The following is an 18706-nucleotide window of genomic DNA, read 5'->3' on the forward strand; positions in this document are numbered from 1 at the left end:
TCGATTATCGGAATTTGACTTCTCGCTCCCAATTTACTCTTCTGTAGAAGGCAAGTCCATTAATTCTTTATGACAATCTATATGTAAGATTAAGATGCTATATGAGGGTAGAAAAACAGACCCTAGGCATCTGGCCTAATGGGTCTGTTTATAGGGCATCATCAGCCGTCATTACTCGGAAAAGCAAAGGTTGACGCAGATTTGCTGTTTTCTTCAAACCACTTTTCTGAAATGATTTTGGTTTTGGTGAAGAAACGGACTTGGTCGGGCCCAAACATATGCCCCTCGCCGAATCTTGATCGTTTCCAGCCGGCAAAGTTATGATAACCGACAGGAATGGGGATGGGGACGTTTACCCCGACCATGCCGACGTCGATTTCTGTTGTGAATTTGCGGGCGGCCGCCCCGTTATTCGTGAAAATTGTCACACCATTGCCGAGCTCATGCGCATTGATCAGGTCGATTGCTTCCTCTAAAGAATCTACCCGGACGACATTGCGTGCAGGACCAAATACTTCTTGCTCATAAATTTCCATGCCGGGTTTGACGTTGTCGAGTAGAGTAGGGCCCAGATAAAAGCCGTTCGAGTTTTTAGCAATGTCCGGGTTGCGGCCATCGCATACGAGCGTAGCGCCTTCCTCCAGGCTCCGGTCGATAAAATCGATGATTGCGTCCTTTGACTGTTTTGTAATAACAGGTCCGAAGTCAACATCCGCATCTGTGTATGGTCCCACTTTTAACCTTGCAATTTTTCGAGCCAGTACGTCTACAAGCTTATTCGCTGTTTCTTCGCCAACGGGGATGATTGTCGAAATGGCCATACAGCGTTGGGAAGCGGCCCCATAAGCCGCGCCTAAAAATGCGTTTGCGGCCTGTTCCAGATCTGCATCGGGCATGACAATCATATTGTTTTTACCGCCGCCTAATGCCGTAACACGCTTGCCGTATTTTGAGCCGGTTTTGTAAATATACTCGGCGACTGGCGTGGATCCGACAAACGAAATGGCTTCAATAGCCGGGTTTTCCAATAGTTCATTGACCGCATCCTTATCGCCATTGATGACTGTCCAGACACCATCGGGCAAGCCCGCTTCTTTCCACAGCTCCGAAAAAAACAATGCGGAGCAGGGGACACGCTCGGAAGGCTTCAGTATGACGGAATTGCCGACTGCGACCGCCATACTTGTCATGGCAAGTGGCACCATCACTGGAAAGTTGAATGGGGAAATCGCTGCAACGACACCAAGTGGAACTTTTGCAGAATAAGCATTAATATCCCCGCCGACATTGACGGAGTACTCGCCTTTTAACAAGTGGGGGGCATTGATGGCTAAATCTACTGATTCCAGACCACGTGTAATTTCACCCCTCGCATCCTCGACCGTTTTCCCGCTTTCGGTACAAATGATATCGATGAGCTCACCCATACGTTCGGTCATTAATTGACGAAACTTCATCACAATCTCAATGCGTTTGCCGACTGATAGAGCACGCCATGCTGGAAAGGCTGCTTGAGCAGTTGCAATGGCATCTTGAACTTCCTCTTTCGTTGCAAGAGGGACATGTGCAATCACTGCACCTGTACTTGGATTGAAAACATTTGAAAAGTGACCACTTGTACCAGCTACGATTTCACCATTAATAAAGTGCCCCAGTTCTTTTACCTCTGTATTCGTCACCATTTATTCATTTCCCCCTTTCGGCAGCAGTTCATGCAATGCACGTGTGAGTTTTTCAACGATCAAATCCTTTTCTGCCAACGAAATAATTAATGGTGGAGCGAGTGTTAAAACATTGTTGAAACCTGCAACCGTGACACCATTTTTCCCGATGATCAACCCTTGTTCTTTACATAGAGAAATGACTTTGTTGACAGCAGTTACTTCAAGCGGTGCTTTGATGTTTTTGTCACTTACAAGCTCAATGCCGATCAGTAAGCCTTTCCCGCGGATGTTGCCGACATTTGGATGGTCCTTCAAGCGTTCTTGCAGTTCCGCATGGAGAATAGCGCCCATTTCTTCTGAGCGGGCGAATAAACTTTCCCTTTCCATGATTTCGATATTTTTAAGGGCAACCGCACACGCCGCTGGAGAGCCGCCGAATGTATTGACGTGCCGGAAAAAGTCATACTCCTTGCTTCCGATAAAGGCTTCATAGATTTCTCGGCGCACTGCTGTTGCTGATAACGGCATATATGCGCTTGTTAATCCTTTTGCCATTGTGACAATATCCGGTTGAATGCCATAGTTCTGGAAGCCGAATGCTTTGCCTGTACGACCGAAACCGCAAATGACTTCGTCTACAATGAGCAAGGCCCCATGCTTTTCACAAACAGCTTTTACCCCGCGTAAATAGTCCTCATGCGGCATAATCACACCGCCGCCCGTGATAATGGGCTCGAGAATAACGCCTGCAATCGTATCGGACATTTCCCACGTCATGACATTATCAATCGCCTGAACAGACGGCAGGGCAGTCGGCTCTGTAATATGATCTTCGTTTTCACGGTATGCATCCGGCGGTGCAACATGAATGAAGTTCGGTGCTAACGGTTCGTATTTATATTTGCGCTGGGCTTGCCCTGTTGCCGCTAACGCCCCCATCGTGCTGCCGTGGTAGGCCCGATAGCGGGAGATGAATTTCGAACGATTTGTGTTCCCTCTCTGTTGATGGTATTGACGTGCGATCTTGAAGGCGGCTTCATTCGCCTCTGAACCGCTGTTGGAGTAAAAGACTACATAATCATCACCCAATAATTCGCTGATCTTTTCGCTTAGTTGGATGGCAGGGACGTGCCCGACGGACAGGGGTGTATAGGCATTTTCCAGTAATTGTTCATAAGCGGCCTTGGCGAGTTCTTCCCGACCGTAGCCGACGTTCACACACCATAAACCGGACATGGCATCCAAGTAACGTTTCCCGTCAATATCCGTTACCCAAGCGCCTTCAGATTTCTGAATAATTGACGTAGCATTCGGGTTGTACGGCTTCATGGCATGCCATACATACTGCTCATCTTTTACTTGCCAATTTTGACTTGTAACGTTCGTCATTGAATTTAACACTCCTTCATTTATCCTATGCTATCAATCCACTAATCAATTTCCTTAGAAAAACAGCGTTATACTCACGGCACCTTATTATATAAAGAACATCCCATAAATATGCGCTTGGCCATATTTTTTAAGTCTTATATCAGTTTGCTCCGAATACACTAGTTTTATAGTTTTTATAAGTGTTGGGTAGTTCAATAATTATGAAAGAGAGGACTTGCATATGTATGCATGTAATCGGAGTCGATTGCAGACATTAGTTGAACAGTTTAGTCAGTTCGGTGCGACTCCCAATGGGGGAGTAACCCGACTGTCCCTGTCAAAAGAGGATATTTTGGCAAGGGACTGCTTTAGTGAAATTTGTAAAGAGCTGGGCATGGATATCAAAACGGATGATATGGGCAATATCTATGCGACGTTGCCGGGGAAAATAGATTGTCCGCCAATCGTAATCGGATCGCATTTGGATTCTGTTGAAAAAGGCGGCAGGTTTGATGGCGTGTTAGGTATTTTAACAGGCATAGAGGCTATACGGACATTAAAGGATAACGACATTGAGCTCGAGATTCCATTAATGCTTGTGAATTTTACGAATGAAGAAGGTGCCCGCTTCGATCCGGCGATGATGAGTTCTGGTGTTATTGCATCCAAGTTCAGTAGAGAAAAAATGCTGAGTTCTACCGATAAAAACGGCATTACTTTTCAAGAAGCATTACAGGCGAGTGGCTATGAAGGTGAGCTAGAAAATCGTTTAACAGAAGCCTTTGCTTATATTGAGCTGCATATTGAACAAGGACCGGTGTTAGCTGCTAAGCAATGTGATATTGGAGTGGTAGAAGGTGTTTTAGGCATGGTGTGCTATGAGATTACCGTAACAGGTGAATCAAATCACGCTGGCACGACGCCAATGTCGATGCGAAATGACCCGATGATTGTGGCATCCCGATTAATTTCGTCTTTGCACGAGCAGTTAGGCAAAATCGACGAAAATCTTGTATTCACGTTTGGTCGTATGCATGTGACGCCTAATATCCATACAGTCATTCCAAACAAGGTAGTGTTTACCATCGATTCACGTCACCAATCTCCAGAGGTGATGAGTGGAGTGGAGAAGGTATTGGCAGGAGTAGCCTCAGAGGAAAACGGTTGTAGCGTTCGACCGGTCAAGCTATGGGGGCGGGATACAGTATTCTTTGATGCAGGTATTTGCAATGAAGTGGAAAAATCGTGCGCTCACTTCGGTTATTCCATCCATAGAATGTTCAGCGGGGCGGGACACGATGCGCAGTATATTGCGAGTATCATCCCTTCTGCGATGATTTTTGTGCCAAGCATCGGCGGGAAAAGTCATTGCGAGGAAGAAGAAACGGCATTTGAAGACTGTGCAAAGGGGGCAGACGTGTTACTGGAAACCGTGTTGGCGCTGCAAACGAAGTTCAGCATGAGCGATAGATACACACTGAATCAATGATGTATGGGGTACATCGGCGTAATGAACTCGTGTAATAGCATATATAAAAAAACTTACAGTCATTAATCGAAAGGTGAGGATAGTATGAAAAAAATAATTACAGGCGGACTCATCGCAACAGCTTCAGATTTGTATGAGGCAGATATCTTGATCGAAAACGGCAAGATTGTCCAAATCGGCAAAAACTTATCAGCTGAAGGAGCGGAAATTGTAGATGCTACGGGCAAATACGTGATGCCTGGTGGAATTGATCCGCATACGCATTTGGATATGCCATTTAATAACACAGTAACTGATGATGATTGGAAGTCGGGTACAATTGCCGCTGCCTTCGGTGGGACGACGACCATTTTAGATTTCTGTTTATCAGCGAGTGAAAAGAAACTTGCCGATGCTGTGGAGAAGTGGCATGAAAAAGCAAAGGGGAATTCAGTAATTGACTACGGCTTTCATTTAATGATTACTGATTTAACGCCTGAAACAGAGGTGGAGTTGCCTTTGTTGTTAGAGCGGGAGGGGATTACGTCTGTCAAAGTGTTCATGGCGTACGCGAAAGAATTCCAAGCGTCTGATCGTACGCTATTCAAAGCCTTTAAAATCGCTAAAGACATAGGTGCTGTTGTGATGGTGCACTGTGAAAATGGTTCAGTCATTGATGAATTAGTAGAGGAGGCGAGGCAAGCCGGCCAGACAGCTCCGATTTATCACGCACTGACACGTCCTGCGGAAGTAGAAGGCGAGGCGACGAAACGGGCCATTGAACTGGCACATATAGCAGGTGCCAAGCTTTATGTTGTCCATGTGACGTGTAAAGAAGCGCTAGATGAAATTATTACAGCGCGTGAAAAAGGCTATGACGTGTATGGGGAAACATGTCCGCCATATTTGACACTCGATCAGTCAGCGTTAGCCCAGCCAGGCTTCGAAGGGGCGAAATATGTGTGGTCACCGCCGCTTCGCCCTAAATACCATCAAGAGCATTTATGGAATGCGCTAAAAGCCAAGCAGCTGCAAACAATCGGCTCGGATCAATGTTCTTTCAGCTTCAACGGAAAAAAGCAATTAGGACTGAATGACTTTTCAAAAATTCCAAATGGCGGACCTTTTATCGAAGATCGTTTCAGTATTTTATATTCTGAAGGCGTTGCGAAAGGGCGGATTTCCATCCATGACTTCGTCGATATGATTTCGACAAGTGCCGCGAAAATTTTCGGTTTATACCCGCAAAAAGGAACGATTGCTATAGGATCTGATGCAGATATCGTGATTTTTGATCCTGCGGTAAAACGTGAAATATCTGCGGATACCCACCATATGAATGTCGATTACAATCCGTACGAGGGATGGGAAGTGACCGGAGAACCCATCAGTGTACTTGTACGTGGTGAATACGTCATTAAAAACAGACAATTTGTAGGTGCATTAGGTAGTGGCCGTTATATCAAGCGCGCCGCACAGAAGACGATTGCAGAACGGATCAACGTCTGAACATCAATCCATTAGGGGGAATGGTTTAATGAGTTCGCAACTCGAACGAAATTTTGCGGAAATGACTGGCAGAATGACGAAAAATGAAGCAATAGAAGAAGCTAATCGCTGTCTGTACTGTTACGACGCACCTTGCATCACAGCTTGTCCAACAAGTATTCAAGTTCCAAATTTCATCAAGAAAATTGCTTCAGGCAATATGAAAGGTTCGGCCATGACGATTATGGAGGCCAATCCGATTGGTGCAAGCTGTGCGCGGGTATGCCCGACCGAGATACTATGTGAAGGTGCATGTGTGCTGAATTCTTCGACCAAGCCTATCAAAATAGGACAACTGCAACGTTATGCAACAGACTGGGCGATGGAAACAGATGTAGAACTATTTAAAAAAGGTGAAGCAAATGGAAAAAGGATCGCGATTGTAGGCTCTGGTCCGGCGGGCTTGTCAGCGGCGCGAGAGCTTAGTCGATTCGGTTATAGTGTCACGATTTTCGAAGCGGAGGCAAAGGCGGGTGGCTTGAACACTTATGGCATCGTGTCTTTCAGATTACCGAATAAAGTAGCGGATTGGGAAGTGGCTCAAGTTGCAAAGCTTGGTGTGGACATTAAAACAAACACAAGAGTAGGCGTGGATATTTCTGCCGAGGAAATTCTAACGCAATATGACAGTGTTATTTTAGCGGTTGGGATGGGGTCCGTACCTAACCTTGGCATCGAAGGTGAGGAACTGGAAGGCGTCCATGATGCCATTGAGTTTGTAAAGCGCACGAAAATGGGTGTACTGACAGAGGACTTAATCGGGAAACGTGTTGCGGTCATCGGTGCTGGCAACACAGCCATAGATGGGGCGACTTGTGCTGTGCGGCTAGGTGCGGAAAAAGTCGACATTCTTTATAGAAGAACGGAAAAAGAGATGACTGCCTATCAATATGAATATGAATTTGCCAAGCAGGATGGCGTTGGATTCAAGTGGCTGACAGCGCCGAAGCGAATTATTGGTGATGTGGCAGGGAAAGTGGTGGGCCTTGAGTGCGTCAAGATGAAGCTTGGAGAGGCAGGAGCAGACGGCAGGCAACGACCTGAAGCAATCGAGGGTTCTGAGTTTGTCATTGAGGTTGACGCAGTCATTAAAGCAATTGGACAAACGCGTTTTATCACGCTCATTGAAGCGTTTGGATTGCAGCATACGAACGGAGTTGTAGACATTGATGAATCGACTATGCAAACGTCGAATGACAAAGTGTTTGCTTGCGGGGATGTCGTGTTCGGCAACGGCCAAGGTGAAGCAATGGTCGTAACAGCTGCACAGCAAGGAAAAGATGCTGCGACCATCATACATGAGCGTTTCAAAAAACCGAGCGGAATCGCATAAGGGGGGATTATATATGGCAGACTTACGAATTGACTTAGCGGGGATTAAATCACCGAATCCATTTTGGCTAGCATCAGCACCACCGACGAATTCGGGCTATCAAGTGCAACGGGCATTTGAAGCGGGATGGGGCGGCGCAGTATGGAAAACGCTGGGCGAACCGATTTTGAATGTGTCATCGCGCTTTGCCGCTGTCAGCTTCAACGGCCAAAGAGTAGCGGGCTTCAATAATATTGAGTTGATAACAGACCGTCCATTAGAGGTTAATTTGAATGAAATTCTTGAAACGAAAAAGAGGTTTCCTAATCACGCCATTATTGCATCCTTAATGGTCGAGCCACAGCAGGAAAAGTGGCATGAGATTGTCAAAAAAGTAGAAGCTGTTGGAGTTGATGGCCTAGAGCTGAATTTCGGTTGTCCGCATGGGATGGCGGAACGGGGAATGGGATCTGCCTCTGGTCAAGTCCCTGAATTGGTTGAAAAGCAGACGTACTGGGTGAAGGAAGTTGCACGCACACCTGTTATCGTCAAGCTGACACCGAACATAACGGACATTACGATGACGGCGGAAGCGGCAGTGCGAGGTGGGGCAGATGCTGTAAGTATGATCAATACGATCAACAGTTTAGCTGGAGTCGATCTGGATACATGGAATACGGTGCCGCATGTTGGCGGGAAAGGGGCACATGGCGGATATTGCGGGCCGGCCGTCAAGCCGATTGCACTGAATATGGTCGCGGAATGTGCACGGAATCCCCTCGTCAATGTTCCCATTTCAGGTATTGGAGGGATTTCAAACTGGCGGGATGCCGCAGAATTCTTGCTGATGGGTGCAACAGGCGTACAAGTTTGTACAGCGGCAATGCACCACGGGTTCAGTATTGTCGAAGATATGATAGATGGACTGAATAATTATTTGGACGGGAAAGGCATTGCCTCGGTGAAGGATTTGGTGGGTCAGTCCGTACCGCGCTATTCAAACTGGGGTGACTTGGATCTAAACTACAATATTGTTGCCCAAATCAATAATGATGTCTGCATTAACTGCAATAAGTGCCATATCGCGTGTGAAGATACGTCGCATCAATGCATTGACCTATACACAGAGAGCGGTCGTCCAATGTTGAAAGTGCGTGAACAGGATTGTGTGGGCTGTAATTTATGTGCGATTGTATGCCCGGTGGAGGGTGCAATTTCGATGATTGAAAGAAAGTCTACAATTCCGCCGATGACATGGAACGAACGTCAATCACTTATCAGCAATTTCACCCGATGAAAAAAACAGCCCGAATTCTGGTGCGAAGTGAGAAAGAAGAGAATTGATTGTGCGTTAACTGGAAATCTACTAAAAGGGAGAGAAATGTATGGCGAATGGCGGAGATTATTTAAAATCCCCGGATTTACTTCCAGTGACACATCAAAATAGAAGCGTTGGCACATTTGGTTTTGCTGTTATCTGGGTAGGAATGGCGATCGTTCTAGCCGCCTTTGCAATTGGCGGCTCAGCTATTATGAGTTTGTCATTGCCAATGGTAATTTTAGCGACGTTAGCCGGTTCCGCATTAATCGGCGTATTCATGACGTTAATAGGTGATATTGGTGTTGAGCACGGCTTGTCCTTCCCGGTGTATATGCGAGCCCCGTTTGGAACAATCGGTACGCATATACCTTCACTCGTCCGCGGAGTGACAGCAGCTTGCTGGTTCGGACTTAACACCTATTTTGGCGCGATGGCCATTAACGGGATTTTGAATTTATTATTCGACTTCAATAATTGGTTTTTATGTTTCCTTGTGTTTGCGGCATTACAGTTATTCAACACATCGCTCGGCATTAAATCCATTGAGCGATTTGCGGATTTTGCAGCGCCGGTTATTATTCTAATATCGTGCTGGATGTATATTACGCTTGCCGATAAAGCGACGGTTCAAGGGAAAGATGTGTGGACTTGGGTGGAATCCCCGACAACAGGAATAGCGGCTTTTACAGCCTTCATGGTTGTGATGATGGCAAACATGGGGTTCTGGGCGACATTGGCAGCTGATATGCCGACACTGTCACGTTTCTTTAAAGCACCAAAAAATGAACGCAATTGGTTCAAGCGTAATAAAACACAGTTAGTCGGCTCTTTGATCGTGATGCCGATTACGAATACATTTATCGTGACGATTGGCGCAGTGGCTTACATGGCAACGGCCTCTGCTGATCCGATAAATGCCTTGATGAATAGCGCAAGTGGAATTATACTCGGGGTTTTATTGCTGATGATCGTGTTGGCGCAATGGTCAACAAACACTTCCGCAAACGTTATTCCTGCAGCAACGATTTTCTCGAACATCGGCGGACCGAAAGTGCCATTCTGGGCTGCTGTCATTATTGCGGGGGTAATCGGGGTTTTAGCACAGCCCTGGAATCTGTTTGCCGTGTTGGTCAACGTCCTATTAATCATTGGTGGTATTTTAACAGCCATTGTGGGAATATTGTTCGCAGACTATTATTTGATCCGTAAACGTCGTGTGAACGTAAAAGATCTGTACGAATTAGACGGCCAATATAAGTTTCTGAAGGGCTTTAACTTAGCAGGGCTATTTGCTTGGGTGATAGGTGGAGCGTTAGCGAATATGTTCCCAACGTATTCTTCATTGGTCGGCTTTTTCGTTGGGGCGATTGTCTACTACGTGCTGGCAAAATATTGGTGGTTTAAGAAGTACCCGCAAGCTGAACTGGATAATCCAAGTGATGAGGAGTATTTAGGGATTACAGTTGGCCACGACTGGGACGATATCGTCATGCAGGAGATGGAAGGAAAAGGTGCTGAATAGGAAAGCGGGGTGTTTGTATGTCCGATCATTTGATAAGTTTGGATGAAATGAAACAAGTTGACGGTTATGTAGCAAGTGGCTTTAAGGTCCATTCTGTACGTGAAAACTTAAGTGGCACGTTTGTCGAGTTTAAACGGCAGGAAGAAGAAGTTTGTTTGCAGATTATGACTGCCGAAGCGCGTAAATATTTTGCGGCAAAGCTCCTGGAACAAACGCTGTAGCAAGAAGCTATGCCAATTTAATAGGACGTGGTGAGACTCTATTCTGGTACTGGAATAGAGTCTTAATTATAAAGCTTGATCGGTCTTACATCCCGAGAAGTTTTATTGAATTGCAACCTTTACTAACGCTAAATCTTCCACTAATAACCTATACAAATTAGGCCGGCGTCTGACGGCTAGCGGGTGGTAGGCGACAGTTGTCCGAAATCCCTTCGCATCATGCCAGCTGCCGCGCAACCCTTTCACATCGACTTCCGCATCTTCGAAAAAGGATTGCACGGCCACATTGCCCATGCATATGATGAGTTTGGGTTTCTGCAGTTTGAGCTGTTCATCCAGATGGCGGTGCATGCAGATGTCCCGTGTTTGTTCTTTATCGTATTTTCGAATGGGCCTTCTTTTTAGAATGTAGGTTACGTAGATTAGGTTTTTATCCAACCCCACTTCATGAACAGCTTGCTGTAACGTCTGCCGCGTGCCGCAGATCATTGTATTCCCTTCACGATCTTCACGGGCTCCTGGATTATCAAGAATCACCATGATCGGCGCTTGTGGATTCCCTTCTCCCCATACCATCCGTGTTCCTTGCTTATAAAGACCACATTCCTCGCAATTAATCTGGCTTGCCGGCGTCGGATCTTCCGGCCATGTTTCTGGGCAAAATGGCGTCATTTATATCACCCTCCTAACGGGTTAGAATACCCTTTGTCGGATGGTTCATGCATGTCGGTTTAATGGTTGAAACTTACAATTGATTATTAGTATATATGTTATATACTATGAAAAGAAAATCTATGAATATACGTCGGTTGGAAGAGGGAAACATCTTGAAGAAATTTACTATTTTAGTCATCGCTCTATTACTATTATTGTCGGGAACTAAAGGAATAACAGTCGTTCATGCGGATACAATACTACCATTTGATACAATTATCGAAGGGAATCTATCCGAACAAACTTCTATGGACGCTTACACGATAACTATTTCCAAAGCAGGTACATTGACGATTACGACGAAAGTTTATTTTAATGCTGCGTTAATGGAACTTCGCGGAGCGAAAAACGAGGCAATAGATCATATGGTAGGAATTTATCATGGTCGACCGGAAAATCCCACCACGCTTACAAAGGTTTTTCACCTTGAACCTGGTGTATATACTTTATTTGTAAAAGATATGAATAAAACAAGTTTTGGTGATTATAGTGTTCTCGCTACTTTTGATCCTGCGAATAATAATGAAGTCGAACCGAATCAGACGTTTACAGAGGCAATGCCGATCCCAGTGAACGGGGAAAAAATCAGAGGATTTCTTAGCTGGGCTGATAGGGACGACTATTACAAAGTGAAATTGGACGAACCCTGTAGATTGGTAATAGACGTTGACTCCCAGTTGGGGCGCGGAAGCCTTTACTTATACGATTCAAAAGAGAAAGAGGTATATCGGAAATTTTTAAGTGACTATCAGGGGCTGCCCATACTTTCGAAATCCCATATGGATCTGGAGGCGGGTATCTACTATATCCGTATGAATGGCAACAGCTTTTCTTACCAACCAATCTATGAAATGAACGTCTCATTTTTCCCTGCTAACAATGAAGAGGTTGAACCGAACAATAGTAGGGGAACTGCGATCCCACTTCTAATCACTGACGATAAGACCCATATCGGCTTCTTAAGTTATACGGATATGGTTGATTACTATCAAATTGAAATGAAGTATGACGGCTATCTGACGATTGATTTTTCATCTGAATTCAGCGGGTATGAATGGATGGATGAAAAGGGTAATGCCTATGGCTTCTTGCATATAAGTGATGGGGAAGTTGGAAAACCGGAACAATCGTCGAAAAGGTTGGAACTTAAGAAAGGTATCTATTATTTTATTCCCAAGACAACGGACTATCGGGAGGGCGGCTTATATACAATGTCCTTTAAGGTGGAACATGCATTTAAGGATGTAGCTAATAGATATTCAGACGCCGTTACGTATTTGGCGAACAAAGATGTGACAAACGGAATTTCGGCGAGCGAATTTGGTGTCAATCAACGAATTAAACGGGTGGATGCAGCGATTTGGCTTGCTAAGATCATGAACCTTGATACATCGGATGCAGGTCCAACCCCATATGTAGATGTTCCGAAAAGAGCATGGGGCGCGGTGAATGCCTTAAAACGGGAAAAGATTGTGAATGGTAAGTCGGCGACTCATTTCGGTGCAGATGACACAATGACCCGTGGCGAAATGGCGTTGTTGATCCAAAGGGCATATAAATTATCGGGCGATGGAGTGACGCATCCTTTCACGGATGTCTCTTCGCGCTATGACGAAGCGGTTAGGGCTTTAATGAAGAATATCATTACGCAAGGAAAGACAGTGAATAAGTTTGGAACGGATGATGCCATTACCCGTGGTGAAATGGCATTGTTTTTATACCGTGCAGAATTGAACTAACGATAGGAAGAGGAAAACAACTTGAAGAATATCAGCATCTTAGTCATCACTCTTTTACTGTTTTTATCAGGATTTACAGGAGCAACAACAGTAGCGCATGCGGACACAGTTTTACCTTTTAATACAACTATTTCAGGGAACATTTCCGAACAAGCTCCAATGGACGCGTACACGATAACTGTACCGAAGGCAGGTACATTGACGATTACTGCGAACGTTCATTTTAATGCAGCACTAATGGAACTCCGAGATTCTAATAATGAGCTTACAGGCCATCCTGAAGGAATTTATAATGGTCGTCCAGAAAATGCTACTTCGCTTAGCAAAGATATTAACGTCGAACCGGGTGTATATACTTTATTTATTAAGGATGCCAATAAAGATAGTTTCGGTAATTATAATGTGAGTGTGTCATTTAACCCGGCAAATAATAATGAGACCGAGCCGAATCAGACATTTACGGAAGCGATGCCGATAAAGGTGAATCGGGAACGGATCAGAGGGTTTATTAGCTGGAATGATACTGCAGATTATTACAAAGTCGAATTGGATGAACCTGGTCGTTTGGTAATCGACATTGACTCCAAAATGTTCAATGGATCTGTCCGCCTGTATGATTCCGAAGGGGAAATGATTTCTTGGGATAGTCTTGGATTCTATAACGGCTTGCCGCTACATTGGAAATCGCATACTGATCTTGAAGCGGATACTTACTATATTAGTATAAAAGGTAATGACTATTATCAAGGTATTTATGAAATGGACGTCTCTTTCATCCCAGCCAACAATGATGAGATTGAACCGAATAATAGTAGGGAATCGGCAACCCCGATTGCAGTAAACGACAACAAGATCCATACCGGTTTCCTAAGTCATACGGATAAAGAAGATTATTATCGGATTGAAATGAAGTATGACGGGTTTTTAACGATTGATTTTTCATCCGAATTCAGTGGGTATAGTTTGATGAAAGAACGAAGCATTTCGTATGATTCCCATTTGAGTAGCGGTGCTGTCGGGAAACCAGAAAAGTCATCTAAACGGATTGAGCTTAAAAAAGGCACGTATTATTTCATTCCTTCCATAAAAGTACTTTGGCAGGGCGGTGTATATACAATGTCCTTCAGAGCTGAACCTGCGTTTAAGGATGTAACTGGCAGATATTCACCCGCAGTCACGTACTTGGCAGAAAAGGAAGTTGCAAAAGGGATTTCGGGAAGCGAATTTGGCGTCAAAGATAACATCAAGCGGGTAGACGCAGCGATTTGGCTAGCTAAAATAATGAATCTTGATTTATCGGATTCACGCCCGACCCCATATGTCGACGTTCCGGAAAGAGCGTGGGGCGCGGTGAATGCCTTAAAAAGGGAAAACATTGTAAACGGAAAATCATCGACTCATTTCGGGGCAAATGACACGATGACCCGCGGTGAAATGGCATTGTTGATCCAAAGGGCATATAAATTATCAGGCGATGGAGTGAAGCTTCCCTTCACCGATGTCTCGTCGCGCTATGAGAATGCGGTAAGGTCTTTGATGAAGAATAATATAACGCAAGGGAAATCGGCGAGTAAGTTTGGAACTGACGAGGCCATCACCCGTGGTGAAATGGCGTTGTTTTTATACCGCGCGGATAAAAAGTAAGGATGAAAAAGAGTGGTCTATGGACTGCTCTTTTTTTATGGGTGTGTATATAGGACTTCGTGGGGATTACATTATCAGAAAACTTAATTATAATTTAGTTAAGGAGGATCATAAGGAGGGTCATTTAATGAAGAAACGCTATTTGATCGGCGGATTATTATTGTTTATTCTCCTCTTTGCACTCGTAACTAATCCCTCAGAGAAGGAGTATTTGCAATTTAGCGAAGAGCATTATGGCCCGCCGCCACTATTAGCAAAAATAGAAACCGAAAGAATAAACTTCTTGCTCTTTTCAACATACACGCCAATTTATCATTTTGAATACGGAATTACCTATTTAGGTGCATTCGGAATGTTTTTTCAAATATCCGATGGACAGTTTGACTATCCGAGGTGGTTGGAATTATTTAAGTAAATTTTTTATTTGACCAATGAAAGGAGAACGGGCTGCCGGAGTAGAAATTGTAATGAAAGGTTAGGGGAGGTATGGATATGCTACCGCAGGAGTTGGCTGTTGAAAAAATTAGTGAAAGCTTGAAGAGTGATCCTCGTGTCCAAGCGATCTTTCTCAAAGGGTCGATGGGGAGGGGCGAGCATGATGCACATTCGGACGTCGATCTCTATTGCTTGGTGAACGAGGAGGATAAAAAGGATTTTCTTGCGAGCCGGGTGAAGCATTTACAAGCGTATCGCGACATTATTTTAATGGATGATATTTTCATTGTAGCCCCTCAGATTATCGCGGTGTTCGATGATTTATTACATATTGATTTATTCACGGTGACTAAAGAAACATTTGTGGGTGGTGACCATTTCAAGGTGCTGTATGATCCATATCATTTGCTGGATGAATTGATGGAGACGCCAGGGCTGGTGTTGTCGGAGGAGGAATATCGGGACGATGTCATGGATGTCGGGTGGTTTTTATTCCAATACTCGAAGTCCGCTGCACGGGGGAATGATATTTGGTCGGTTCGGATGCTGACGAATGTCGTGCATCATTTGGGAAGGGTGCTGCTCTATCGATATGCACCGGAACGGGCGAAGTTGGGGTTGAAGACGATTGAACAATCATTGCCGAGGTCCGTTGTATCAGAGTTGACGGAAATTCTGGAGTTCATCACACCCGGAAAGCATGCGCAGGCTGTAGTTCTAATGAGCAGATTGCTCGATAGGGAGTATGAATGGATTCGGTTGCAGTGGAGTGAAGAAAGTCAGCAGATGAGGTTTCTGCGGAGAATGATTGATGGGTATATAGGGGAAAGGGAGGAGGAAGAGGTATGACGCAAGTTTGTGTGATTGGCATTCATGTGCCGGATTTAGAAAAGGCGATTGATTTTTATACGGGGGTTTTGGGGTTTGAGGTGAACAAGGAGTATGGACCGAAGATTGTAACACTCGTTCACGGGGATTTGCCTATTGTGTTGGAGGAAACGGAAGTGGCGGCGTTTAATAAGACATCTTCAGGCGTTGAGCTGACACTGAAAACGGATGACATCCATCGATCCCTTGCGATACTAAAAGAACATGATGTCGAATTGATTATCGCAGAACCCGCAGATTGCCCGCCAGGAAAGTATATCAGTTTTCGTGATCCTTTCGGGAATGTGTGGGAGTATTTGCAGTTTAATTGAATAATTAGTTTTCCATTGAGTGAATATGCTAAACTAGTAAATAGCGGAATACTATTTAAGGAGTTGAACCATATTCATTTATAAGCCTAGAAAAGCCCCTCTTTTGTTAGAAGGGCTGGAGGCGGCGATTAGGCGATTGCCAAATCACCATGAAGCGATTCCTGTTTTGCGTTCGAAGTATGCGGCGGTCCAAGCCGGATTTGGCGGCGAACAGGAATTGGACAAGGTGCTTGAGGACTATGATTTTTCAATGAAGCATGGCATTTTCCACGATCTATCGTTACTGTCCAGCACCCATTTTCAAATTGACTCGCTCTTCATCACCCCATCATATGCGGTTTTGTTTGAAGTGAAAAACATTGCGGGTGAATTGACGGTGACTGAAAATCCACCACAATTAATTCGCGTGTTGGATTCCGGACAGGTGAGCGGATTCAAAAGCCCGATTGCCCAACTTGAAAGCAACTGTGAACTGTTTCAAGACTGGTTGTATAGTCGAGACATCTCATTGCCGGTATACGGGGCAGTTGTACTCGCCTACGCCAAGCAACGCATTGAAGTATTCGATACGAAAATCCCTGTTTTATTCCCAAGCGCGGTTCCCACTTTCATTCGCAAACTCCCAACAACCTCCCCATTGTTGGATGACGAAACGTTTGCTATCCTTTTAACGCAGCTAAGCAGCTCCCATCGCGATTTCATTCCCTCTCCTATCTGTAAGACATATTCCATTCGACACAGCGACATTCGGACGGGCGTGATTTGCCCGGGATGTGGGTTAATTGGCATGGAGAAATACAATGGTGGGTGGCGTTGTTTATCCTGTGCAAGGGCGAGCCGAGATTCCCACAAACAAGCGATACGAGACTGGTTCCTTTTGTTTGGTGGCGGAATGAGGAATAAAGATTGTCGAGAGTTTCTGAGAGTTGATCGGCAGCAGACTGCCCATCGGCTATTGACGTCTATGGATTTAGATGTGGAAGGGGCTAAACGAAACAGGTTGTATATCATGAAATTTGATATGGAAAGCAAAAAGCGCACATAATTGAAGTGACCCCAAAAAGTTGGACATTGTATTAATTTAAGCTGCGCGTTGGGCAAGAGTCCGGTATTGTACAGGACTCTTGCCTTTTAATTTTGACTTGATACGTTTGTTATTATAGTAATTCATATATTCTTCAAGTTCTTTTTTAAAATGATCAACACTTTCAAATTCATTTAAATATAGAAATTCAGACTTCATGATCCCAAAGAAGTTCTCAATCACAGCGTTGTCATAACAGTTTCCCTTACGGGACATACTCTGTATTATGCCGTGTTCTTTTAAGGCATGGCGATACTGTTTCATTTGGTAATGCCATCCCTGGTCTGAATGAAGAATAAGTTCATCCTCATCCTTCAATCGCTCAAAAGACTTCTCTAACATATCTGATACTAGTGAGTAAGTTGGCCTGGAACCTAGAGTGTATGTGATGATTTCACCATTAAATAAATCAAGAATAGGAGATAGATAGAGCTTCTCTCCGAATAACTTGAACTCTGTAATATCTGTTACCCATTTTTGATTTGGCTTTTCGGCATTGAAATCACGATCTAACACATTTGGCGCTATCTTCCCAACCTGCCCTTTATACGAACGATATTTCTTCATACGGACAACACATTTCAAGCCTAATTCCTTCATTATTCGCTGCACTTTTTTATGATTCACTTTATATCCTTTGTTTTCTAACTCGTCCTTGATACGACGATAGCCGTAACGGCCTTTGTGTTCATGATATATTGACTGAATCATTACCTTTAACTCCGCATCCTTGTCTGGACGATTAAATTGATCAATCCAGTAATAGTAGGTGCTACGGGGTATACCAGCCAACTTTATAAGTGCTTTAACCGGGAATGTCAGCCTTAGTTCATAGATTACTTTCGCTTTATCTTGTTTGGTGATTTTCCCTTGCTTTGAACTAAGGCATTCAACTTTTTTAAATACTCATTCTCCATTCGTAATTGTTCCACTTCGGCCTGTAAAGCTTCGACAGTATCATCTTTTGAAGACTCGTTATTTCGTTTCTTTTGGGATTCTTTTTTCATGGATGGACGCCCCTTATTCTTAGAAGTGAGGGCGTCTACTCCACCTTTTTCAAAAAGGATCCTCCAAGCTCTTATCGTTGATGGAGAGGAGATGTTGAAAATTACAGCCGTTTCATTTGGTGACGTCCCATTATCACTCATGTAATTTAGTACATCCAGTTTAAACTGTAAGGTGTAATTTGTGTAGTTTTTCTTCATTAAACTTTCTATGCCATGAACTTGATATTGCTTTACCCAGTTCATCACTACGCTTACAGATGTTCCAATTGACCTTTCGATTGATATATAACTTTCTCCGCCTTCTAAATACCGTTTAACAGCCGCTAATTTATAATCAAGCGTATACTTCGTCATAGAAAAACTGCACCTCCAATAGTTGGATTGTGTCCAACAATTGGGGTGCAGTTCAAATTTGTGCGCTTTTTTGATGTCGATAGGCCGTTTCGGTGATAAACTC

16 protein-coding genes are annotated in these 18706 nt (G+C 44.3%); 12 read left to right on the forward strand and 4 right to left on the reverse strand.

All coding sequences use genetic code 11. The features are described from left to right. Positions 1-161: 161 nt before the first annotated feature. Both M3152_RS00975 and M3152_RS00980 read right to left on the reverse strand, forming a co-directional pair. Entirely contained in the window at positions 162-1682 is a 1521-nt protein-coding gene (locus M3152_RS00975) for a CoA-acylating methylmalonate-semialdehyde dehydrogenase (RefSeq protein ID WP_251693245.1), read from the reverse strand. Then, positions 1683-3053 (reverse strand): aspartate aminotransferase family protein, encoded by a 1371-nt coding sequence (locus M3152_RS00980; protein WP_251693247.1) that lies wholly within the window; start codon positions 3051-3053, stop codon positions 1683-1685. Positions 3054-3276: 223 nt separating this feature from the next. Between M3152_RS00980 and M3152_RS00985 the strand changes: the two genes are divergently transcribed. From M3152_RS00985 to M3152_RS01010, 6 genes are all read left to right on the forward strand, one after another. Continuing rightward, the gene (locus tag M3152_RS00985) at positions 3277-4524 is read left to right on the forward strand and encodes a Zn-dependent hydrolase (protein ID WP_251693249.1); all 1248 of its coding nucleotides are present in this window, start codon (positions 3277-3279) and stop codon (positions 4522-4524) included. Positions 4525-4608: 84 nt separating this feature from the next. Continuing rightward, positions 4609-6012 carry a dihydropyrimidinase gene (hydA, locus tag M3152_RS00990; protein WP_251693251.1) on the forward strand — a complete coding sequence of 468 codons (1404 nt, stop codon included), beginning with the start codon at positions 4609-4611 and terminating at the stop codon, positions 6010-6012. A gap of 28 nt (positions 6013-6040) precedes the next feature. Continuing rightward, the gene (locus tag M3152_RS00995; protein WP_251693253.1) at positions 6041-7384 is read left to right on the forward strand and encodes an NAD(P)-dependent oxidoreductase; all 1344 of its coding nucleotides are present in this window, start codon (positions 6041-6043) and stop codon (positions 7382-7384) included. Between the two features lie 13 nt (positions 7385-7397). Continuing rightward, a complete protein-coding gene (gene preA, locus M3152_RS01000; protein ID WP_251693255.1) occupies positions 7398-8660 on the forward strand; it encodes an NAD-dependent dihydropyrimidine dehydrogenase subunit PreA in 1263 nt (420 codons plus the stop codon). Between the two features lie 88 nt (positions 8661-8748). Further along, positions 8749-10206, forward strand: a complete 1458-nt coding sequence (locus tag M3152_RS01005) for an NCS1 family transporter (RefSeq protein ID WP_251693257.1) — start codon at positions 8749-8751, stop codon at positions 10204-10206. Positions 10207-10223: 17 nt separating this feature from the next. Beyond that, positions 10224-10427, forward strand: coding sequence for a hypothetical protein (locus M3152_RS01010; RefSeq protein ID WP_251693259.1), 204 nt, complete (start codon positions 10224-10226; stop codon positions 10425-10427). A 102-nt stretch (positions 10428-10529) separates the two neighbouring features. On the opposite strand, the gene M3152_RS01015 is transcribed toward M3152_RS01010, so the two are convergent. After that, positions 10530-11099: a uracil-DNA glycosylase gene (locus M3152_RS01015; protein ID WP_251693262.1), complete on the reverse strand. Its 570-nt coding sequence runs from the start codon at positions 11097-11099 to the stop codon at positions 10530-10532. A gap of 155 nt (positions 11100-11254) precedes the next feature. Here M3152_RS01015 and M3152_RS01020 point away from each other — a divergent pair, with 155 nt between their 5' ends. From M3152_RS01020 to M3152_RS01045, 6 genes are all read left to right on the forward strand, one after another. Continuing rightward, the gene (locus M3152_RS01020) at positions 11255-12880 is read left to right on the forward strand and encodes an S-layer homology domain-containing protein (RefSeq protein WP_251693265.1); all 1626 of its coding nucleotides are present in this window, start codon (positions 11255-11257) and stop codon (positions 12878-12880) included. A 21-nt stretch (positions 12881-12901) separates the two neighbouring features. Next, positions 12902-14524, forward strand: a complete 1623-nt coding sequence (locus tag M3152_RS01025) for an S-layer homology domain-containing protein (RefSeq protein WP_251693267.1) — start codon at positions 12902-12904, stop codon at positions 14522-14524. A gap of 127 nt (positions 14525-14651) precedes the next feature. Beyond that, entirely contained in the window at positions 14652-14939 is a 288-nt protein-coding gene (locus M3152_RS01030; RefSeq protein WP_251693269.1) for a DUF4359 domain-containing protein, read from the forward strand. A 77-nt stretch (positions 14940-15016) separates the two neighbouring features. Beyond that, positions 15017-15808 carry a nucleotidyltransferase domain-containing protein gene (locus M3152_RS01035; protein ID WP_251693271.1) on the forward strand — a complete coding sequence of 264 codons (792 nt, stop codon included), beginning with the start codon at positions 15017-15019 and terminating at the stop codon, positions 15806-15808. Continuing rightward, the gene (locus M3152_RS01040) at positions 15805-16158 is read left to right on the forward strand and encodes a VOC family protein (protein ID WP_251693273.1); all 354 of its coding nucleotides are present in this window, start codon (positions 15805-15807) and stop codon (positions 16156-16158) included. Before M3152_RS01035 ends, M3152_RS01040 begins: the two co-directional genes overlap by 4 nt. 136 nt (positions 16159-16294) lie before the next feature. After that, a complete protein-coding gene (locus M3152_RS01045; RefSeq protein ID WP_251693275.1) occupies positions 16295-17203 on the forward strand; it encodes a nuclease-related domain-containing protein in 909 nt (302 codons plus the stop codon). 36 nt (positions 17204-17239) lie between these two features. Here the strand turns inward: M3152_RS01045 and M3152_RS01050 are convergent. Continuing rightward, positions 17240-18603 (reverse strand): IS3 family transposase gene (locus tag M3152_RS01050; protein ID WP_251693277.1). Its coding sequence is split into 2 segments (ribosomal slippage): positions 17240-18144 and positions 18144-18603, totalling 1365 coding nucleotides; the frame shifts between segments, so codons are not numbered across the junction. Positions 18604-18706: the final 103 nt, after the last annotated feature.

The sequence above is a fragment of the Sporosarcina luteola genome (assembly GCF_023715245.1).
In the GTDB taxonomy this organism is placed as follows: Bacteria; Bacillota; Bacilli; order Bacillales_A; family Planococcaceae; genus Sporosarcina; species Sporosarcina luteola_C.

Coding starts and splice junctions, on each gene's coding strand:
- M3152_RS00975 (WP_251693245.1), bottom strand. CDS start 1,682: ATGGTGACGAATACAGAGGTAAAAGAACTGGGGCACTTTATTAATGGT.
- M3152_RS00980 (WP_251693247.1), bottom strand. CDS start 3,053: ATGACGAACGTTACAAGTCAAAATTGGCAAGTAAAAGATGAGCAGTAT.
- M3152_RS00985 (WP_251693249.1), top strand. CDS start 3,277: ATGTATGCATGTAATCGGAGTCGATTGCAGACATTAGTTGAACAGTTT.
- hydA (WP_251693251.1), top strand. CDS start 4,609: ATGAAAAAAATAATTACAGGCGGACTCATCGCAACAGCTTCAGATTTG.
- M3152_RS00995 (WP_251693253.1), top strand. CDS start 6,041: ATGAGTTCGCAACTCGAACGAAATTTTGCGGAAATGACTGGCAGAATG.
- preA (WP_251693255.1), top strand. CDS start 7,398: ATGGCAGACTTACGAATTGACTTAGCGGGGATTAAATCACCGAATCCA.
- M3152_RS01005 (WP_251693257.1), top strand. CDS start 8,749: ATGGCGAATGGCGGAGATTATTTAAAATCCCCGGATTTACTTCCAGTG.
- M3152_RS01010 (WP_251693259.1), top strand. CDS start 10,224: ATGTCCGATCATTTGATAAGTTTGGATGAAATGAAACAAGTTGACGGT.
- M3152_RS01015 (WP_251693262.1), bottom strand. CDS start 11,099: ATGACGCCATTTTGCCCAGAAACATGGCCGGAAGATCCGACGCCGGCA.
- M3152_RS01030 (WP_251693269.1), top strand. CDS start 14,652: ATGAAGAAACGCTATTTGATCGGCGGATTATTATTGTTTATTCTCCTC.
- M3152_RS01035 (WP_251693271.1), top strand. CDS start 15,017: ATGCTACCGCAGGAGTTGGCTGTTGAAAAAATTAGTGAAAGCTTGAAG.
- M3152_RS01040 (WP_251693273.1), top strand. CDS start 15,805: ATGACGCAAGTTTGTGTGATTGGCATTCATGTGCCGGATTTAGAAAAG.